The sequence below is a fragment of the Nonomuraea sp. NPDC050556 genome (genome assembly GCF_044457355.1).
GTDB lineage: Bacteria > Actinomycetota > Actinomycetes > Streptosporangiales > Streptosporangiaceae > Nonomuraea.
This window is the reverse complement of the sequence record NZ_JBITGU010000002.1, coordinates 2,192,486-2,209,014: the sequence shown is the minus strand read 5'-3', so window position 1 is coordinate 2,209,014 and position 16,529 is coordinate 2,192,486. Positions and strand designations below refer to the sequence as shown.

The following is a 16,529-nucleotide window of genomic DNA, read 5'->3' as shown; positions in this document are numbered from 1 at the left end:
GGACGGCCCCTCAAGGGGGACGGCCCCTCAGGGGAGATGACCCCTTAGTGAGGGGCACCCACTTGGTGGGGCACCCCTCAGTGAGGGGGCGCCAGTGAATCTCCTCTATGGGGTTGGCGGGGGCGAGGGAAGGGTTGGCGGGGGAGGTCGCTCAGGGGCGGAGGATGAGTTTGCCCGTTGTCTGGCGGGAGGCCATGTCGGTCAGGGCCCGACCGGCGTCCGACAGCGGGTACTCACCGCCCACGAGCGGCCTCAACTCCCCGGCAAGCGTGAGCGAGATCAGCTCCCCCAGCGGATCCGTGATCCCCGGCTGCTGCCCCATGAGCGGCCCCAACCAGAACCCCACCGCCGCGATGTTGTGCTGCATCAGCACCCCAGGCGGCAAAGCCTGCGCCGCCACCCCGCTGGCCGTGCCGTACGAGACCACCCGCCCGAACGGCGCCAGCGCCCCGATCGCCGCGTCAAACACGGGACCACCCACAGCGTCGAGAATGATGTCCACCTTGCCGCCATTAGCGGCGATGACCCGCTCCGCGTACCCCGCGGCCTCCCCGTCGATCACCGCGTCGGCACCCATCGAAGCCGCCACCGCCCGCTTGGAGTCGGACGAGGCCGTGCCGATCACCCGCCCGGCGCCGAACTTCTTGGCGAGCTGTACGGCAAGCGTCCCCACCCCGCCCGCCGCCGAGTTCACCACGACACTCTCACCGGGCGCGAGCCGCGCGGAGGACCGCAGCAGGTGCCAGGCGCTGAGCCCCTGCACGAGCAGCGCCAGCGCCTCTCCGGCGCCCAGCTCCTCGGGGATCTCGATGACCGCCTGAGCAGGCGCGAGCGCCTTGCTGGCGTACCCGCTGCCCGCGAACGCCATGACCCTGCGCCCGTCCGCCAGCCGCCCGACGACCTCGGAGCCCGGCGTGAACGGGAGCTGCGGCGGCTGGTAGACGCCCTCGAGCTGCTTGATGTCGGCGAAGTTGATGCCCGCCGCCTCGACGTCGACGACCACCTGCCCGTCGCCCGGCACCGGATCGGGGAGTTCCACCTCCTCCAGCACCTCGGGACCGCCGAAACGTGTTGCCTGAACCGCGCGCATCTGAGAACCCCCTGGTCAGTTGGCCATGTCCACGCTACGCCGCAGCTCTTCGAGCGCCGCTTCCAGCCCCAGCTCTCCGGCCGTCCTGTCGAGGGTGGCCGTCAGCGTCTGCTCGTAGGTGTCACTCGCGCCCGCCTTGCGCGCCCGGCCCTCGTCGGTGATCACCGTGTAGACGCCGCGCCGGTCGTCGGCGCACAGGTCCCTGCGGGTGAGCCCGGCCTTCTCCAGCCGGGCGACCAGCCGGGTGACGGAGCTCTGGTTCAGCCCGAGCAACTCGGCGAGCTCCTGCATGCGCAGCTCGCCGTTCTCGGTCGTGGACAGGTGGCACAGGGCGCGGTACTCGGACAAGCCGAGCCCGTGCCGTTGGAGCGCGGCCGCCAGGTCGTGCTCGACCCGGGCGTGCAGCCGGATGACCGACACCCACATTTCATCGTCTCTGGTCGTCACATGACCAGTCTATATGTATGTGCAAGTATTAGATGAGCACGTGGTCGTCGGGTCGCCCGACGAAGGAGAACTGGGCGTTGCGCGTCAGCTTGATGTGGTCCGCCTGCCACGTGTGCATGGAGGCATCCGCGCTTCGCCAGTACACGAAGTTGAACCGGTCGGAGGAGTAGATCTTGACCTTGTCCTCCTTCAGCCTGCGCACCAGCGCGGTGTCCTCGCCGCGGGTGAGGTCGGGGAAGGGGTAGGTGCGGAACAGGTCGGCCTTGCCGAGGAAGCTGCCGCCCTGGACGAGCCAGGAGTAGCGGTGCTCCAGGCCGGGGAGGCGGAGCATCGTGGTGTTGCTGCCCTCGAAGTAGGCGTAGTGGGCGCCCTTGCCGGTGAGCGAGGCGTCGGTGTAGTCGAAGGAGCGGGCCAGGTCCGACAGGTAGTGCTCGCCGTACAGGTTGTCGTCGTCCATCTTGGCGATGAGCTCGCCGTCGGCGGCGGAGATGCCCAGGTTCATGCACGCGCCCAGCGACAGGTCGGCGGAGGCGGGCAGGACCACGACGTCGGAGATGCCCGCCATGCGAGCCTTGTCGGCCACGACGACCGGGTCGATGTCGAGCCCGTGCAGCACCATCACCAGTTGCAGGGGCCGGTGGATCTGCTTGGCCACCGAGGAGATCGCGTGCTCGATCTGCGAGGCGCGGTTGGTCGGCAGCACCACCGAGATCGAGCGGTCCCTGGGGGCGACGGGTTTGCCCAGGAAGCCGAGGATCTGGTCCACCCGGTGCGAGAACAGGTGCTTGTCGAAGACCTCGCGCATCGCCAGGTGGCCCATGCGGGCCCGCAGCTCGGGGCTGTTGATCAGGTGCAGGACCTGGTTGTACGACTCGATCGGCTCGCGCGCGATCGGGATCATGTCGCCGAACGTCTCCTCGATCGCCCGCGACCACCCGGTGACGACCGGCGTCGAGCAGGCGGAGAGCTCGAAGACGCGCCGCGCGCACATCGTGGGCGAGTCGAGCACCGAGTTGACGTTCAGGAAGACCTTGTACATCCGGTACGCCGCGAGCATCTGGTCGTAGGGGAGCTCCCCGACGATGTGCGGCACGTACTTCTCCGGCCACGCGTACTTGTCGTCGACGGAGCCGTTGCGGGCGAAGATGTGCAGCCCCAGCTCGCGCACCGGGTCGAGGACGGTCTCCATCTGCTCGCGCCGCTCGGGGTGCTTGTCGCGGAAGTACATCCCGGCGAAGACCACGTCGTGCAGGCGGCCCTGCTTCTCCTGGATGGGGTTGTGCACCCGCGGCTGGGCGGCGAACTGCAACACGTCCACCCGGTCATGTCCCAGAACTTCGCGATATTTGGGGACCATGTCGCCGTCGCACGTGAAGACGTAGTCGAACAGCTTGGCCGTGTCGATGAAGAAGTCGAAGTTCGGCGGATCCTCCTTGTTCCAGAAGACCGTCGGGATGCCCTCGGACCTGCACCAGGCCACCAGCTCCTGGAGCGGCTCCTTCGGCGCGTTGGTGCCGGTCATCTGGTAGCGCCAGCGCCCCTGGTTCCCGTGCCAGGCGGACTCGCAGAACAGGATGTCCGGCCGCTTCTCCTCGAAAATGGAGGGCCAGTCCTTGAGACCGAACTCGATCTGGTCCCACTCGTACTTGAACGCCATCCGCGAGAAGTCGTCCAGGATCACCGCGACCTTCAGCGAAGGCCGGTTCACCGGCCCGGCAGGCCACTTGATCGTGGGCACCTCGACCAAGGGGGGCCTGCTCGAAGCCTCAAGAGCCACCTCGGCGACAGGACGCGGAGCCTTCGGCGCCTTCTCCTTGGCGCGAAGAGCGCCCAGCACCTTGCCCGGCGACTTCGACCCGAGAGCCTCGCCCAGCTTGAACGTCCGCTTGGCCTGCGTCGCCTGCAGCTTCCAGGTCGCGTACTCGGCCTTGGCCTCGGCGATCTCCAGGCGGCGCCGCAGCTCCTTGATGTCCGCCTCGTACCGCTCGACCAGCTTCCTGTCCTCAGGCAGCCAGTTGATCGGCCCGAGCCGCTGAAATGAAGGCTCTTCTGGAGTCATAGCGCGCGACCTGTCACTAGTCGATTAAAGCGGCTTTTCGGGTGAAACAGCCCGAGAAGCGGGAGAGAGGTTGTCGCCTTTCAGCCACGACGCGATCACCCGCGCGATGCGCGGCCCGGCGGCGCCGTCCCACAGCGGCGGCAGGTCGCCCGACGGCGTCGAAGCGCCGTCGGCGAGCGCCTTGGACGCGGCGGCCGGCAGCGAGGCGGGCGTCACGAGGCGGTTGGTGCCGTGGGTGACGGTGATCGGCCGCTCGGTGTTGGGGCGCACGGTCAGGCAGGGCACGCCCAGCATGGTCGTCTCCTCCTGCACGCCGCCCGAGTCGGTGACGACCAGCGAGGCGCCGCGCACGAGCGACAGGAAGTCGACGTAGCCCAGCGGGTCCACGATGCGCAGCCCGCCGCTGTCGACGAGACCGGCCTCGGCCAGGCGGGTACGGCCGCGCGGGTGGATCGGCACCACGATCGGGATCTGCTCGGAGACCGCGATAACGGCGTCGACGAGCTCGCGCGCCGCCTCGGGCGTGTCCACGTTGGCCGGGCGGTGCAGGGTGGCGACCGCGTAACGGTCGGGCAGGCCCAGGCGCGACACGACGGGCGCCGGGTCGAGCGAGGGCAGCGCGGAGAAGAGGCTGTCGATCATCGGGTTGCCGACGAAGTGGCACTTCTCGGCCGCCACGCCCTCGCGGGCCAGGTAGGACAGGGCCTCGGGCGAGGTGGTGAACAGGAGGTCGGACAGCGAGTCCGTGACGATCCTGTTGACCTCTTCCGGCATGGAACGGTCGAACGAGCGCAGGCCCGCCTCGACGTGCGCGCTGGGGATGCCGAGCTTGGCGCAGACCAGGATCGCGGCGAGCGTGGAGTTGACGTCGCCGTAGACCACGACCAGCGAGGGGCGCAGCTCCTCGAAGAGCTCTTCGAGCCCGATCAGCAGGGCGGCGGTCTGCTTGCCGTGCGAGCCGGAGCCGACTCCGAGGTTGGCCACGGGCGAAGGGAGACCGAGGTCGGCGAAGAAGACGTCCGACATCAGCGCGTCGTAGTGCTGTCCCGTGTGCACGATGCCCTGAGGGACGCCGAGCCCCTCGAGTGCCCGCACCACCGGCGCTGCCTTCACGAAGTTGGGCCGGGCGCCTAGCACGTGCAGAACGCTCATGACCTCGCCTTTCATTGCTGACAGGGACAAACGTTGCCTATGGTACGGTCACGGCGTGGTATCTGACGCCAGTCGTCCAGAGTCCCCCAAGGTTTCTGCCAAGTCGGCTCGCGCCGGCGTCGGTGGGCTACTCAGAGGCTTCATCCAGCACCCTGTCATCGTCTCCCGCGTCGTGTACTCCAAGGTGCGCGCGGACCCGGTCAGGGTGGCGCAGGCAGCCGCGGACGCCCTTCCGCCGCGGCTGCGTCCCGTCGTGGGCAAGTTCGCCTGGCCCGCGGCCCGATCTGTACGGCGAGCCGTGCGCAAGGTCGGCATGCGGATGATCCAGGCCCCCTGGAACGAGGCAAAACAGCACTGGGACGACGGCCGCGTCTCCATGGCTGCGGAGGTGCTCAAGCCGCACGCCAAATACCCCTTCGTGAAGCGCAGGGCCGCCTACTACATGGGCGAGCTGGCCGCGATCAGCCCGGACCCGATCCCGCCCAAGCCCAAGGTGGCCGTCGGCGAGCGCGTCCCCGGGCGGGTGCTGCACTGCGTGACCAACGCCCTGCCGTACACGCAGGCCGGCTACACCGTGCGCACGCATCGCATCGTGACCGCGCAGAAGGAGCTCGGGCTCGACCCCCACGTGGTGACGAGCTGGGGCTGGCCGATGCTGCAGGGCCACGCGGACGCCACGCCGTACGACGAGCTGGACGGGATCCCGTATCACCGGCTGCTGCCCGACGGGCACTCCGCCGTGCCGTTCGAGACCCGCGGCCGCATCGTCAAGGGCGCCGACCGGGTCACCGACCTGGTCAAGCAGCTGCGCCCGCAGGTGCTGCACGCGGCCACCGACCACCGCAACGGCTCCGTCGCCCACGCCGTGCGCGAGCGCACCGGCACGCCGTTCGTCTACGAGGTGCGCGGCTTCCTGGAGGAGACCTGGGCCTCGCGCGACCCGGAGAACCGGATCGGCAGCCAGCGCCACGTGCTCCAGCGCGAGCGCGAGGCGTTCCTGATGAACTCCGCCGACGCGGTCGTCACGCTCGCCGAGACGATGGCCGTGGAGATCGCGGAGCGCGGCGTGCCGCGCGAGAACATCTACCTCGCGCCGAACGCCGTGGACGACTCGCTCCTGACAGCGGCGTACGACGGCGATGCCTTCAGGCGACAAATGGGGATAAATCCACAAGAGATCGTGGTCGGCTCCGTCTCCAGCATCGTGGCCTACGAGGGTTTCGCCACCCTGCTGCAGGCGGGAGCGCTGCTCAGGGACCAGGTCCGCGTCCTGATCGTGGGCGACGGCACCGAGCGCGACAACCTCCTGCAGCTCGTCGAGGAGCTCGGGCTGAAGAGCGCGATCCTGCCCGGCCGGGTGGGTCCCGAGGAGGCGCTGCAGGCCCAGGCGGCGATCGACATCTTCGTCTGCCCGCGCGAGGATCTGCGGGTTTGCCGACTCGTTACGCCATTGAAACCCGTCGAGGCGATGGCGCTCGGCAAGCCCGTCGTGCTGAGCGATCTGCCCGCCCTGTCGGAACTCGTCGGCTCCGACGGCGCCGGGCTCCTGGTGCCTCCAGGCGACCCTGAGGCGCTCGCCAAGGCCCTCTCCGCCCTGCGCGAGGACCCGGCCAGGCGCGCCGCGATGGGCGAGGCGGGACGCGCCGAGGTCGCCGCGAAGCGAACGTGGAGTCGTGTTGCGGAAACTTATCGAGACCTCTATCGAACGCTAGCCGAACGATGACCTACAAGTTCGCTGTCTGTTCTGACGGGTTCGGTCGCATTAGGCGTGAGCTAGGTGGACTTGAGATAACCTTTGCGACCATGAAGTGTTGTTTCCGGCTCTCCAAGGCGCTGTCGTGACAGAAATCGACCTGGCGGTCATCGGCCTGGGTTACGTCGGCATGCCGCTGGCCAAAGAGGCCGTGGCGGCAGGCCTGCGGGTAGTCGGCGTGGACGTCGACCCCCGCAAGGTCGACGCGCTCAACGCCGGTCAGTCCTACATCGACGACCTGACCGACGCCGACCTCGAGCACATGCTGGCCAACGGCTTCAGCGCGACGCTCGACGAGGCCGTCCTGGCCAGGAGCAACACGATCGTCATCTGCGTGCCGACGCCCCTGGACGAGGACCACCGGCCCGACCTGTCGGCCGTCGAGGGCGCCACGGGGACGGTCGCGCGCAACCTGAGCAAGGGCACGCTGGTCGTGCTCGAGTCGACCACCTACCCGGGCACCACGGACAACGTGGCCCGCCCGCTGCTGGAGACCTCGGGGCTGATCGCGGGCAAGGACTTCCACCTCGCCTTCTCGCCCGAGCGCATCGACCCGGGCAACCCCAAGTTCGGCCTGCGCAACACGCCCAAGGTCGTCGGCGGCTACACCAACGACTGCCGCGACCGGGCCACCGAGTTCTACGCCCAGTTCATCGAGCAGGTGGTGCCGGTGAGCGGCACCCGCGAGGCCGAGATGGCCAAGCTGCTGGAGAACACCTACCGGCACGTCAACATCGCCCTCGTCAACGAGATGGCGATCTTCTGCGACGAGCTCGGGATCAACCTGTGGGAGTCGATCGAGGCGGCGGCCACCAAGCCGTTCGGCTTCCAGAAGTTCCTGCCCGGCCCTGGCGTCGGCGGGCACTGCATCCCGGTCGACCCGTCGTACCTCAGCTACACGGTTCGCAAGCTCGGCTACCCGTTCAGGTTCGTCGAGCTGGCCCAGGAGATCAACGAGCGGATGCCGTCGTACGTGGTCGCCCGCGTGCAGCGCCTGCTCAACAGGGCCAAGAAGCCGGTCAACGGCTCGAAGGTGGTCATGCTCGGCGTCACCTACAAGCCGGACATCGCCGACGAGCGTGAGACGCCCGCCCTTCCCGTGGCGCGTGCGCTGCTGGAGCTGGGCGCCGAGCTCACCTACGTGGACCCGTACGTCAAGGAGTGGGCGGTCGACGGCACGCTGGTGCCGCGTGAGGAGGACCTGGCCGAGGCCGTGGCGAACGCGGACGTGACGCTGCTCATGCAGCAGCACGCTCTGTTCGACCTCGCGATGGTCGAGGACAAGGCCAGGCTCGTGCTCGACACCCGAGGCGTTCTCGCCGAGGGTGAACGCGTCGAGCGGCTGTAGCGACGGAGGGCTGCGCCAAGTGCACGTGCTCGTCATGACGGTGGTGCATAACCCCGAGGACGCCCGGATCCTGCATAGGCAGATCCGCGCCCTCGTGGATGCCGGTCATGAGGTCACGTACGCCGCGTCGTTCACCGCTCACGGAGTGGTACCAAGGCCTTGGGTGACCGGGGTCGACCTGCCCAGAGCCTCGCAGCGCAAGCGCCTGCACGCGGTCATGGCCGCGCGCAAGCTCTTCAAGCGCATGCGCGGCAAGGTCGACCTGGTCCTGATCCACGACCCCGAGCTGCTGTTCGCCGTGTGGGGCGTGCGCAACAGGCCGCCGGTGGTCTGGGACGTGCACGAGGACACCCCGGCGACGTTGTCGCTCAAGCCGTGGCTGCCGTCGTTCCTGCGCCCGCCCGCCCGCTTCCTGGCCAGGATGCTGGAGGGTACGGCGGAGCGCCACCTGCACCTGCTGCTCGCCGAGACCGCCTACGCGGGCCGGTTCAAGCACGCCCACCTCATCGTGCCCAACGAGACCTGGGTCCCCGACTCGGTCACCCCGCCGGGCGACGACCGCGTGGTCTACCTCGGCTGGCTCTCCCGCGCCCGCGGCGTGATGGAGGCGATCGAGGTCGCCAAGCTGCTGCAGCCGTACCGGGTGGCGGTCGAGCTGATCGGCTACGCCGACCCGCAGTCGCGCGGGGTGCTCAACCAGGCGGTGGCCGACGGCGTGCTGGAGTGGCGCGACTTCATGCCCAACGACGAGGCGCTCAAGCGGCTCGACGGCGCCCTGGCCGGGCTGTCGCTGCTGCACGACGAGCCCAACTACCGCCACTCGATGCCCACGAAGATCGTGGAGTACATGGCGCACGGCATCCCGGTCATCACGACCCCGTCGCCGCGCGCGGTGGAGCTGGTGGAACGGTACGAGAGCGGCGTCGTCGTGCCGTGGGAGGACCCCAAGGCCGTGGCGCAGGCCGTACTGACCCTGCGGGACGAGGAGCGCGAGCGGCACGCCCAGGGCGCGCGCGGCTACGCGGCCGCCCGCGCCAACCACCACTGGCCCAACTCAGCCAAGCGCTTCGTCTCCCAGCTCGAGACCTGGGCGGGGGTCAAGAAGTAGGTGCGCTGGCTCTTCGTGCTCCTCGGAGCGGCGATCCTGGCCGCCATCGCCGCCGTCGTCGTGGTCCTTCCCCGCGAGGGACCGACCACGAAGACGGCCAGCTCCGCCGCGGCCACGCCGTCCGCCACCAAGAGGAAGGCGACGCCGACCCCGACGCTCACCACGATCAAGGACGAGTGCGGCACCTTCGACCCGCAGGTCAAGAAGCCCTATGCGGTCACCGGTTACTGGATCATGCCCAAGAGCAACCCGTGCACCTGGCGCCACCAGCTCGAGGAGATCCACAACGTCGGCGGCGACACGGTCATCAGGATCGGGTACGGCATGCAGTACCGCTCGGTCGACGACCAGGGCCGCCTGCTCAAGGACGGCAAGCTCGACCCGCTGTACGACAAGTGCGAGGAGGGCGGCCGCACCTGCCGCCAGATCATCGCCGACGCGCTCAAGCAGGCCAACCCCAAGAACCACCTGTCGCGCACCTACGCCTACCGCACCGACGAGGCGTTCGGCCCCGACCTGTTCCGCTGCCCGAACATGGAACGCACCATCAAGAGCGGCGACCGGGTCTACTACGTGCTCGTCTCCAACGTCGACGGCTCGGACAACCCCACCTGCGACTTCGCCAAGCCCGACGCCTACGACCTGATCGTGATCGCCGGCTCGGCCAAGGACAGCCTCAGCCAGCTGCTCGACCTGGGCGACCAGTTCGCGGTGGAGGTTTTCCCAGCGCTGCCGCTGGCCCCGCGCGACACCGACAACCCGACGCGCGCCCAGCCGCGCCACCTCGAGCCGCTCACCACGCTGACCAGGCGCATCCTTCAGGACTACGGCGTGCGCTTCAAGGACCGCGACTCGCTGGGCGGCGTCTACCAGCCGTTCGAGGTGCAGATGGGCGCCACGCTGGCCAAGAACCCGACGCTCGACGTCTACCGCTCCCAGCACGACATCGTCGAGCAGGTGCTGGAGGGCAAGCCGATCCTCATCAGCCCGTACATGGACGCGCGCAAGCGGGTCGGCTTCGGCCAGACGCCCGCCCAGGTGGCTCAGGCGTTCAAGGCGCTGGCCGAGACCGGCGTCGGCATCATCGCCCCGCAGGACAGCCGAGGCACGGGCAAGGTCGGCCTGTTCTGGCCAGACCAGCGCGACGACGAGGTGGACGAGCGCCTGCGCCCGGTGGTCGGCGAGACGACGTACGGCGACGCCTACCACGGCTCCACCCGCGACTACTACCGCGCGATGTCCGAGGTCCGCACCCAGATGATCGAGCAGGGGTACGAGGTCGCGCTCTGGGCCAACGTCGAGGCGTTCGAGCCGTCGGGCAAGGTCCCGTGCGCTCCGCAGGGGACCCGCGGCCAGACCGACAAGAAGCGCTTGGACCAGGCCGTGACCATGGCGGGAAGGTACGTCCAGAAGGTCGTCTCCTACATGTGGAGCGACTTCATGACGTGCGGCAAGCCCTCCCTTGAGGACGAGCTCATCGACGACTGGCAGCGCCCGATCACCGTGGACGCGGTCAGGACCCCCCGCGACAACCAGGACGGCTTCGAGCTGCGCGGCTACAACCTCAAGGAAGGCACCGTCACCGTCACCTGGTCGGGAGGCAGCAAGGACGTGCCGATCACCGGGTGGGAGGAGGCCAACCAGGACTTCCCCGACGGCATGGAGAGCACCTGGCTGCCCTTCGACTGGAACCAGGTTCCCGCGGGCGAGTGGGTGAAGATCGCGGCGCGCCTTCCCTCGGGGAAGGACACGACGGAGCCACTGCGCGTCCGCATCAAGTAACGTGCCTGGCATGGTCCCCAGCATCCCGGTCAGCGTGGACCTCGTCGTGCTCACCGTGCGCTGCAGCGCGCTGAGCGCCCTCGTCTGGCGCCGCGACAACCCGCCCTACCTGAGGCGCTGGTCGCTGCCCGGCGGGTTCATCCAGCTCGACGAGGACCTTCCCGCCGCCGCGCAGCGCCTGCTGGGGGAGCGGGCCGGGCTGCCTGGCGCGCCGGTGCACCTGGAGCAGCTGCAGACCTACGGCTACCCCGACCGCGACCCGCGCCAGCGCGTGGTGAGCGTGGCCTACGTGGGCCTGTCGCCCGACCTGCCCGCCTCGGAGAAGGCGCACATGGCCTGGGTGCCCGTGGAGGAGCTGGCGGTGATGGCGTTCGACCACCGGCGCATCATGCTCGACGGCATCGAGCGGGCCAGGGCCAAGCTGGAGTACACCTCGCTGGGCGCGGCGTTCTGCCCGCCCGAGTTCACCGTGGCCGACCTGCGCAAGGTCTACGAGATCGTGTGGGGCCGCCCGCTCGACCCGCGCAACTTCCACCGCAAGGTCACCAAGGCCGAGGGTTTCCTGGTCGAGACCGGCGCCACCACCACCCGCGACGGCGGCCGCCCCGCCAAGCTCTACCAGCGCGGCCCGGCCGAGCTGCTCCACCCGCCGATGCTGCGCTCGCTCAAAGAATGAAAGCGATTCGCCCCATCGGTTGAGTACTGGTGTGACACTCAAGTTTGACGAGCTCTACGACCGCCACATCCTGGAGATCCACAGGTATCTGGCCGGACGCCTGGGCTCGGAGCTCGCCGACGACCTGGCGGCCGAGACCTTCCTCACCGCGTTCAGGAAGCGCGATCGGTTCGACCCGTCACGCGGCGAAGTGCGCCCCTGGCTCTACGGCATCGCCAACAACCTGGTCTCCCTGCACCGCAGAAGTGAGAGCAGGCGGCTGGCCGCCCTGCGCAGGGTTCCCGCCGAGCAGCCGCACAGCCACGAGGAGCGGGTCCTCACCCGCGTGATGGCGGCGAGCGCGCAGGGGCAGCTCGCCACCGCGCTCGCCACGCTGTCCGACGGTGAGCGCGACGTGCTGCTGCTCGTGGCGCTCGCCGACCTCAGCCACGAAGAGGTCGGCCAGGCGCTCGGCATCCCGTTCGGCACCGTCGGCTCCCGGCTCAGCCGTGTGCGCAAGAAATTACGCGTCGCCCTGGGCGACACCAACCCCATGCTTGGAGGAACAGATGGATGAGCACGCCGCCGTGCGCGAGCTGCTCGCCGCACCGCCTCCCTCACCGGAGGCCATCGCGGCCTGGCGCGAGCAGCTGATGACGGAGGTGAACGCGGCCGAGGGGCGCGGCAGGCGCAGGACCGCCGTCTGGACGTCGGCGCTCACCGGGCTGCTCGGCGCCGCCGCCGCCGTCGTGATGCTGCTGACCTCGACGCCCGCCCAGCACACCACCCAGCACACCGCCCGGGACATCCTGCTGGCCGCGGCCACCGAGGCGGCCAAGGCACCCGACCAGGGCTCCTGGTGGGGCGTCAGGCTGGTCAAGGGGTCGCAGTACCGCGACCCTGGCGACCGCTACCTGCTGGAGCGGCGACGCACGGAGGAGACCTGGATCCCGGCGGATCCCGAGGGATCCACCTGGATCGCCCAGCAGGAACTCGGGGTCGAGCCGGTCACGCCGCAGGACGAGGCGGCCTGGCGGGCGGACGGCTCCCCGGCGACGTGGACCTACAAGGCGGGCAAGCCGGGCGAGTGGTACCTCGACGCGGCTCCCGGCAAGGTCGAGCTCTCGCAGACGGAGGACTGGGACTGGCGCGTCGTGGCCTCGGGCAAGCCGCTGACCGGGATCGGCCAGATCACCCCCGAGGAGCTGCGCGGCCTGCTGGGCGAGGAGCAGACGGCCATGCGGGCCGCCGAGGTCGTCGCCTACTATCCGGTCTCGGCCGAGGTGCGGGCCGCCGCCTACCGGCTGCTCGCCAGCCTTTCCGGGGTGTCGGCGGCCGGTAAGGCCACCGATCGGCTGGGCCGTACGGGAGAGGCCGTGGAGTATCCGGGCGCCCAGACGGACACCACCGAGCGGCTGATCATCGACCCGGCCACCGGTGCAGCGCTGTCGATAGAGACCAGGACCAAGGGCCTGCTCACCGACTTCACCCTGGTCCAGGAGAGCCACTGGGCCGACAGCAACCCCCTGAAGAAGGAGAACCGATGAACGTCCTGATCGCCGCGGCCATGCTGGCCGGGTCGCTGACCTCGACCGCGCCCGCGAGCGCTGAGGGCGGCACGTACTGGCAGGTCGAGACCGTCTTCAGCATGACGCACCCGCGCCAGGTGGGCAGCGGCTACTGGGTGAACGAGCGCCGCAGCTCGTCCGACTGGTGGACCAAGGACGGCAGGTCCTGGACCGGCTTCCGCCCCCAGGGCACCAGGCCCGCCTCGCCAGCCGACGAGGCCAAGTGGAAGGCGGACGGCTCGCCGACCTCGTGGACGTACCGCACCGAGGGCATGAAGGTGAAGCTGTCCACCAAGCCGGGAGAGGGCTGGGTCAAGCCGGTCGGCGGGCGGCCTGGATTCCACTGGAACGAACACTCGATCACCTTCCAGGAGCTCCAGCGCTTCCCGAAGGACGCGGCGGCGCTCAAGAGCAAGGTCACCGCCGACTTCCAGGAGTGGGCGGAGGCGGCGGCCGAGGAGGCCAAGACGACGGCGCCCGGGTCGAAGCTCGACGACTGGACCAGCCGCCAGGACTACTACGTGGCCGACATCCTGAGCCAGCTGCTCTACCAGTGGCCGGTCACCAAGGAGACGAGGACGGCGGCCTTCCAGGCGCTGAAGACCGTCCCGGGCGTGCGCGACCTCGGCGGGAACACCTTCGCGCTGCCGACGTACAAGGGCAAGCGCGACCAGGTCGACAAGCTGGTGACCGTGGACCCCACGTCGATGACGCTCAGGTCGCTGGCCGTCGAGTCCAAGGTCGACGGCAAGGCAGTGCCCGGTAAGACCAACCTGACGACGTTCACCAAGGTCGGGTGGACGGACCAGAAGCCTGCCGTTCCGGCAGCCGACTAAAGTATGGACATGCCTCGTTTCCGTCCCATCCTGGACACCATGCCCGCCTACAAGGCCGGCAAGGCCGTCGCGAGCGCCGACGGCCGGTCGTACAAGCTCTCCTCCAACGAGTCGCCCTACGACCCGCTGCCGTCGGTGGTCGAGGCCATCGCGGAGGGTGCGAGGCAGATCAACCGGTACCCCGACCCCGGCGCCGTCAGGCTGACGGAGGCCATCGCCGAGCGGTACGGGGTACCGGCGGAGCACGTGGCGCTCGGCGCGGGCTCGGTGACCGTGGCGCAGCAGCTGTTCGAGACGGTCAGCGAGCCGGGCGCCGAGGTGATCTACGCCTGGCGCTCGTTCGAGGCCTACCCGCTGCTGGCCGACCTGGCCGGTGCCACCTCGGTGCGGGTCCCGCTCAAGGGCGAGGACCACGACCTGGACGCCATGGCCGACGCGATCACCGAGCAGACGAGGATGATCTTCGTCTGCAACCCGAACAACCCGACGGGCACCTCGATCAGGCGCGAGGCCCTGGAGGCGTTCCTCGACCGCGTGCCGGAGACGGTCCTGGTGGTGCTGGACGAGGCCTACCGCGAGTACGTGCGCGACGCCGAGGTGGTCGACGGGCTGGAGCTCTACCGCGACCGCCCCAACGTCTGCGTGCTGCGCACGTTCTCCAAGGCGTACGGCCTGGCCGGGCTGCGCGTCGGCTACCTGATCGCGCACGAGCCCGTCGCCTCGGCCGTCCGCAAGACGATCATCCCGTTCGCGGTCAACTCGCTCGCGCAGATCGCCGCCGTCGCCTCGCTGGCGGCGGAGGACGAGCTGCTGGAGCGGGTCGACCTCGTGGTCAAGGAGCGCACCCGCGTCCGCGAGGCGCTCATCGCGCAGGGCTATGACGTGCCGCCCACCGAGGCCAACTTCGTGTGGCTGCGGCTGGGCGACCGCACCCTCGACTTCGCCGCCGCGTGCGCGGTCGAGGGTGTGGCCGTGCGGCCGTTCGCCGGGGAGGGAGCCAGGATCTCCATCGGAGATCCCGAGGCGAACGACACCTTCATCAAGGCGGCGGGCGCCTACTTCTCCCAGCCGACCTTGTTGTAGTCGTCGGACGACAGCCCGCTGGCGCCGAAGTTGGCCAGTCCCTTGCGCACGGCCAGCAGCTGCGGCCGCTGGTAGAGCGGGATGGAGTGGCCGAGCTGCCAGATGAGCGCGTCCGCCTCGTTGTAGAGCTTGATCGCCGCTGCCCGGTCGGTGGTGACCTGCGCCTTCTTGAGCAGGGCGATCAGCTCGGGCGAGGTGACCTTGCCGTAGTTGCCGTAGACGTTGTCGCCCTCGGGCTGCTGGTAGGACTCGTAGGCCTGCGACAGGAACAGCTGGTCGACGTTGCGGAACGAGACGAGGTCGAAGTTGCCGCGCCAGACGTACTTCTCGAAGTAGTCGTTGCCGGGCACCTTGTCGATGGTCAGCTGGATGCCGACGGCGCCGAGCATCTGCTGGAGCAGCGTGGCCTGGTCGACGGACTGCTGCGGGGAGTCGGCGTTGAGCACGAAGGACAGCTTGACCGGCTTGCCGTACTCGGCGAGGAGCTTCTTGGCGCCCTCGACGTCGAGCTTGCCGTACTCGCCTGAGTTGTCCTGGTAGCCCTCCTGGTTCGGCATGAAGAAGTGGCTGCCGAGCGTCGTGGGCTGGACGGGCAGGTCCTTGAGCGCGACCGTGGCGAGCGCCTGCCGGTCGACGGCCTTCTCGACGGCGTTGCGCACCCGCTGGTCGGCCAGCGGCCCGCGGCCGCCGTTGAGCAGGACGAACACCTCGTCCCACCGGGCGCCGACGCGGATGTCGGTCGTCGGGTCGTCCTTCAACCGGACGTACGCCTCCGTACGGCTGGCGCTGACGTAGTCGATCTCCTTGTTGAGGTAGGCGTCGAGCGCGGTCGCCGGGTCGATGGCGCGGAAGACGATCGTGTCGAGCTTCGGCTTCGCGCCCCACCACGTGTCGTCACGCACGGCGGTGATGGTCTGCGCGGTCTTGTCGTAGGTGCCGATCTTCCAGGCGGCCGAGGTGATCGGCACCTGCTCGATCCAGCCCTTGTTGAACTTCTCCGGGGTGTCCGTCGCCGCGGAGGGGAGCAGTGGGTCGAACAGCGACTGCCAGTCGGCGAACGGCTCGCTGTAGGTGACCTTGACCTCGCTCGGGTCGGCGCCCTGCTCGACCTTGCTGATCAGCTCGTACCCCGCTGAGCCCGCAGTCAGGTACGCCTTGTCCTTGCCGTTGCGCGTCTTCCACTGGGTCTCGAAGTCCTTGACGCCCAGCGGCTTGCCGTCCGACCACTTGGCCTTCGGGTTCAGCTTGTAGGTGATCACCTGCGGGCTGGTCGAGGTCACCTCGGCCGAGACCAGGTAGTCGGGGTTGGCGTGCGCCACCCCCTTGCTGTCACTGGTGAACAGGTTGGGCTCGACCAGCTCGACGATCGCGGCGCCGTCACCCTGCCCGCCGTCGACATGGCTCACGTTGTACTGGGTGATCCACTGCTGGATGCTCATCCGCAGCGAGCCGCCGTCCTTCAACTTGTCGAGCGGCTGCGGGTTGATGCCGGTCGCGTCTGCAGCCACCTGCGTCGCACTCGGTTGGGCCGCGGCGGGCGGCTGTGACTGCGCGCTCCCGCAGGCGGAAACAGCCAGCGCCAGGGCGGCTATCGCGACGGGCAATCTCATGGTTTTCTCCTAATTTCCCCTATTACCTGCTTAAACAG

Annotated in this window: 14 protein-coding genes; 9 read left to right on the top strand and 5 right to left on the bottom strand. The window is 69.1% G+C overall.

Translation table 11 applies throughout. The features are described from left to right. Positions 1 to 151 precede the first annotated feature (151 nt). From ACIBG8_RS28635 to wecB, 4 genes are read right to left on the bottom strand one after another with little or no spacing between them, the layout of a single operon-like run. Entirely contained in the window at positions 152 to 1,090 is a 939-nt protein-coding gene (locus ACIBG8_RS28635) for a zinc-binding alcohol dehydrogenase family protein (protein WP_397346033.1), read from the bottom strand. A gap of 15 nt (positions 1,091 to 1,105) precedes the next feature. Next, positions 1,106 to 1,537 carry a MarR family winged helix-turn-helix transcriptional regulator gene (locus ACIBG8_RS28630; protein WP_397346032.1) on the bottom strand — a complete coding sequence of 144 codons (432 nt, stop codon included), beginning with the start codon at positions 1,535 to 1,537 and terminating at the stop codon, positions 1,106 to 1,108. Positions 1,538 to 1,565: 28 nt separating this feature from the next. Next, entirely contained in the window at positions 1,566 to 3,596 is a 2,031-nt protein-coding gene (locus tag ACIBG8_RS28625; RefSeq protein ID WP_397346031.1) for a glycosyltransferase, read from the bottom strand. 24 nt (positions 3,597 to 3,620) lie between these two features. Continuing rightward, entirely contained in the window at positions 3,621 to 4,748 is a 1,128-nt protein-coding gene (gene wecB, locus ACIBG8_RS28620) for a non-hydrolyzing UDP-N-acetylglucosamine 2-epimerase (protein WP_397346030.1), read from the bottom strand. A gap of 55 nt (positions 4,749 to 4,803) precedes the next feature. On the opposite strand from wecB, the gene ACIBG8_RS28615 reads away from it, so the two are divergent. The 9 genes from ACIBG8_RS28615 to hisC all read left to right on the top strand — a co-directional run bounded on the left by ACIBG8_RS28615 (position 4,804) and on the right by hisC (position 14,881). Next, positions 4,804 to 6,471, top strand: coding sequence for a glycosyltransferase family 4 protein (locus ACIBG8_RS28615; RefSeq protein WP_397346029.1), 1,668 nt, complete (start codon positions 4,804 to 4,806; stop codon positions 6,469 to 6,471). A 115-nt stretch (positions 6,472 to 6,586) separates the two neighbouring features. Then, positions 6,587 to 7,849 carry a nucleotide sugar dehydrogenase gene (locus tag ACIBG8_RS28610; RefSeq protein ID WP_397346028.1) on the top strand — a complete coding sequence of 421 codons (1,263 nt, stop codon included), beginning with the start codon at positions 6,587 to 6,589 and terminating at the stop codon, positions 7,847 to 7,849. A 19-nt stretch (positions 7,850 to 7,868) separates the two neighbouring features. Continuing rightward, on the top strand, positions 7,869 to 8,957 hold the full coding sequence (locus tag ACIBG8_RS28605; RefSeq protein WP_397346027.1) for a glycosyltransferase: 1,089 nt from the start codon (positions 7,869 to 7,871) through the stop codon (positions 8,955 to 8,957). Beyond that, positions 8,958 to 10,739, top strand: coding sequence for a DUF4434 domain-containing protein (locus tag ACIBG8_RS28600; protein WP_397346026.1), 1,782 nt, complete (start codon positions 8,958 to 8,960; stop codon positions 10,737 to 10,739). Between the two features lie 10 nt (positions 10,740 to 10,749). Continuing rightward, positions 10,750 to 11,415, top strand: a complete 666-nt coding sequence (locus ACIBG8_RS28595) for an NrtR DNA-binding winged helix domain-containing protein (protein ID WP_397346025.1) — start codon at positions 10,750 to 10,752, stop codon at positions 11,413 to 11,415. Between the two features lie 31 nt (positions 11,416 to 11,446). Next, positions 11,447 to 11,971, top strand: coding sequence for an RNA polymerase sigma factor (locus ACIBG8_RS28590; RefSeq protein WP_397346024.1), 525 nt, complete (start codon positions 11,447 to 11,449; stop codon positions 11,969 to 11,971). Further along, positions 11,964 to 12,941 carry a hypothetical protein gene (locus ACIBG8_RS28585; protein ID WP_397346023.1) on the top strand — a complete coding sequence of 326 codons (978 nt, stop codon included), beginning with the start codon at positions 11,964 to 11,966 and terminating at the stop codon, positions 12,939 to 12,941. The genes ACIBG8_RS28590 and ACIBG8_RS28585 overlap by 8 nt, the downstream gene beginning before the upstream one ends. Then, positions 12,938 to 13,798 carry a hypothetical protein gene (locus ACIBG8_RS28580; protein WP_397346022.1) on the top strand — a complete coding sequence of 287 codons (861 nt, stop codon included), beginning with the start codon at positions 12,938 to 12,940 and terminating at the stop codon, positions 13,796 to 13,798. Before ACIBG8_RS28585 ends, ACIBG8_RS28580 begins: the two co-directional genes overlap by 4 nt. 9 nt (positions 13,799 to 13,807) lie before the next feature. Beyond that, positions 13,808 to 14,881: a histidinol-phosphate transaminase gene (gene hisC, locus ACIBG8_RS28575; protein WP_397346021.1), complete on the top strand. Its 1,074-nt coding sequence runs from the start codon at positions 13,808 to 13,810 to the stop codon at positions 14,879 to 14,881. Here hisC and ACIBG8_RS28570 read toward each other — a convergent pair. Next, positions 14,854 to 16,491, bottom strand: coding sequence for an ABC transporter family substrate-binding protein (locus ACIBG8_RS28570; RefSeq protein WP_397346020.1), 1,638 nt, complete (start codon positions 16,489 to 16,491; stop codon positions 14,854 to 14,856). The genes hisC and ACIBG8_RS28570 overlap by 28 nt on opposite strands. Positions 16,492 to 16,529 lie beyond the last annotated feature (38 nt).

Excerpts from the sequence above, each read along its gene's own strand:
- wecB (WP_397346030.1), bottom strand. The coding sequence starts at position 4,748 with ATGAGCGTTCTGCACGTGCTAGGCGCCCGGCCCAACTTCGTGAAGGCA.
- ACIBG8_RS28585 (WP_397346023.1), top strand. The coding sequence starts at position 11,964 with ATGGATGAGCACGCCGCCGTGCGCGAGCTGCTCGCCGCACCGCCTCCC.
- hisC (WP_397346021.1), top strand. The coding sequence starts at position 13,808 with ATGCCTCGTTTCCGTCCCATCCTGGACACCATGCCCGCCTACAAGGCC.
- ACIBG8_RS28580 (WP_397346022.1), top strand. The coding sequence starts at position 12,938 with ATGAACGTCCTGATCGCCGCGGCCATGCTGGCCGGGTCGCTGACCTCG.
- ACIBG8_RS28625 (WP_397346031.1), bottom strand. The coding sequence starts at position 3,596 with ATGACTCCAGAAGAGCCTTCATTTCAGCGGCTCGGGCCGATCAACTGG.
- ACIBG8_RS28635 (WP_397346033.1), bottom strand. The coding sequence starts at position 1,090 with ATGCGCGCGGTTCAGGCAACACGTTTCGGCGGTCCCGAGGTGCTGGAG.
- ACIBG8_RS28595 (WP_397346025.1), top strand. The coding sequence starts at position 10,750 with ATGGTCCCCAGCATCCCGGTCAGCGTGGACCTCGTCGTGCTCACCGTG.
- ACIBG8_RS28570 (WP_397346020.1), bottom strand. The coding sequence starts at position 16,491 with ATGAGATTGCCCGTCGCGATAGCCGCCCTGGCGCTGGCTGTTTCCGCC.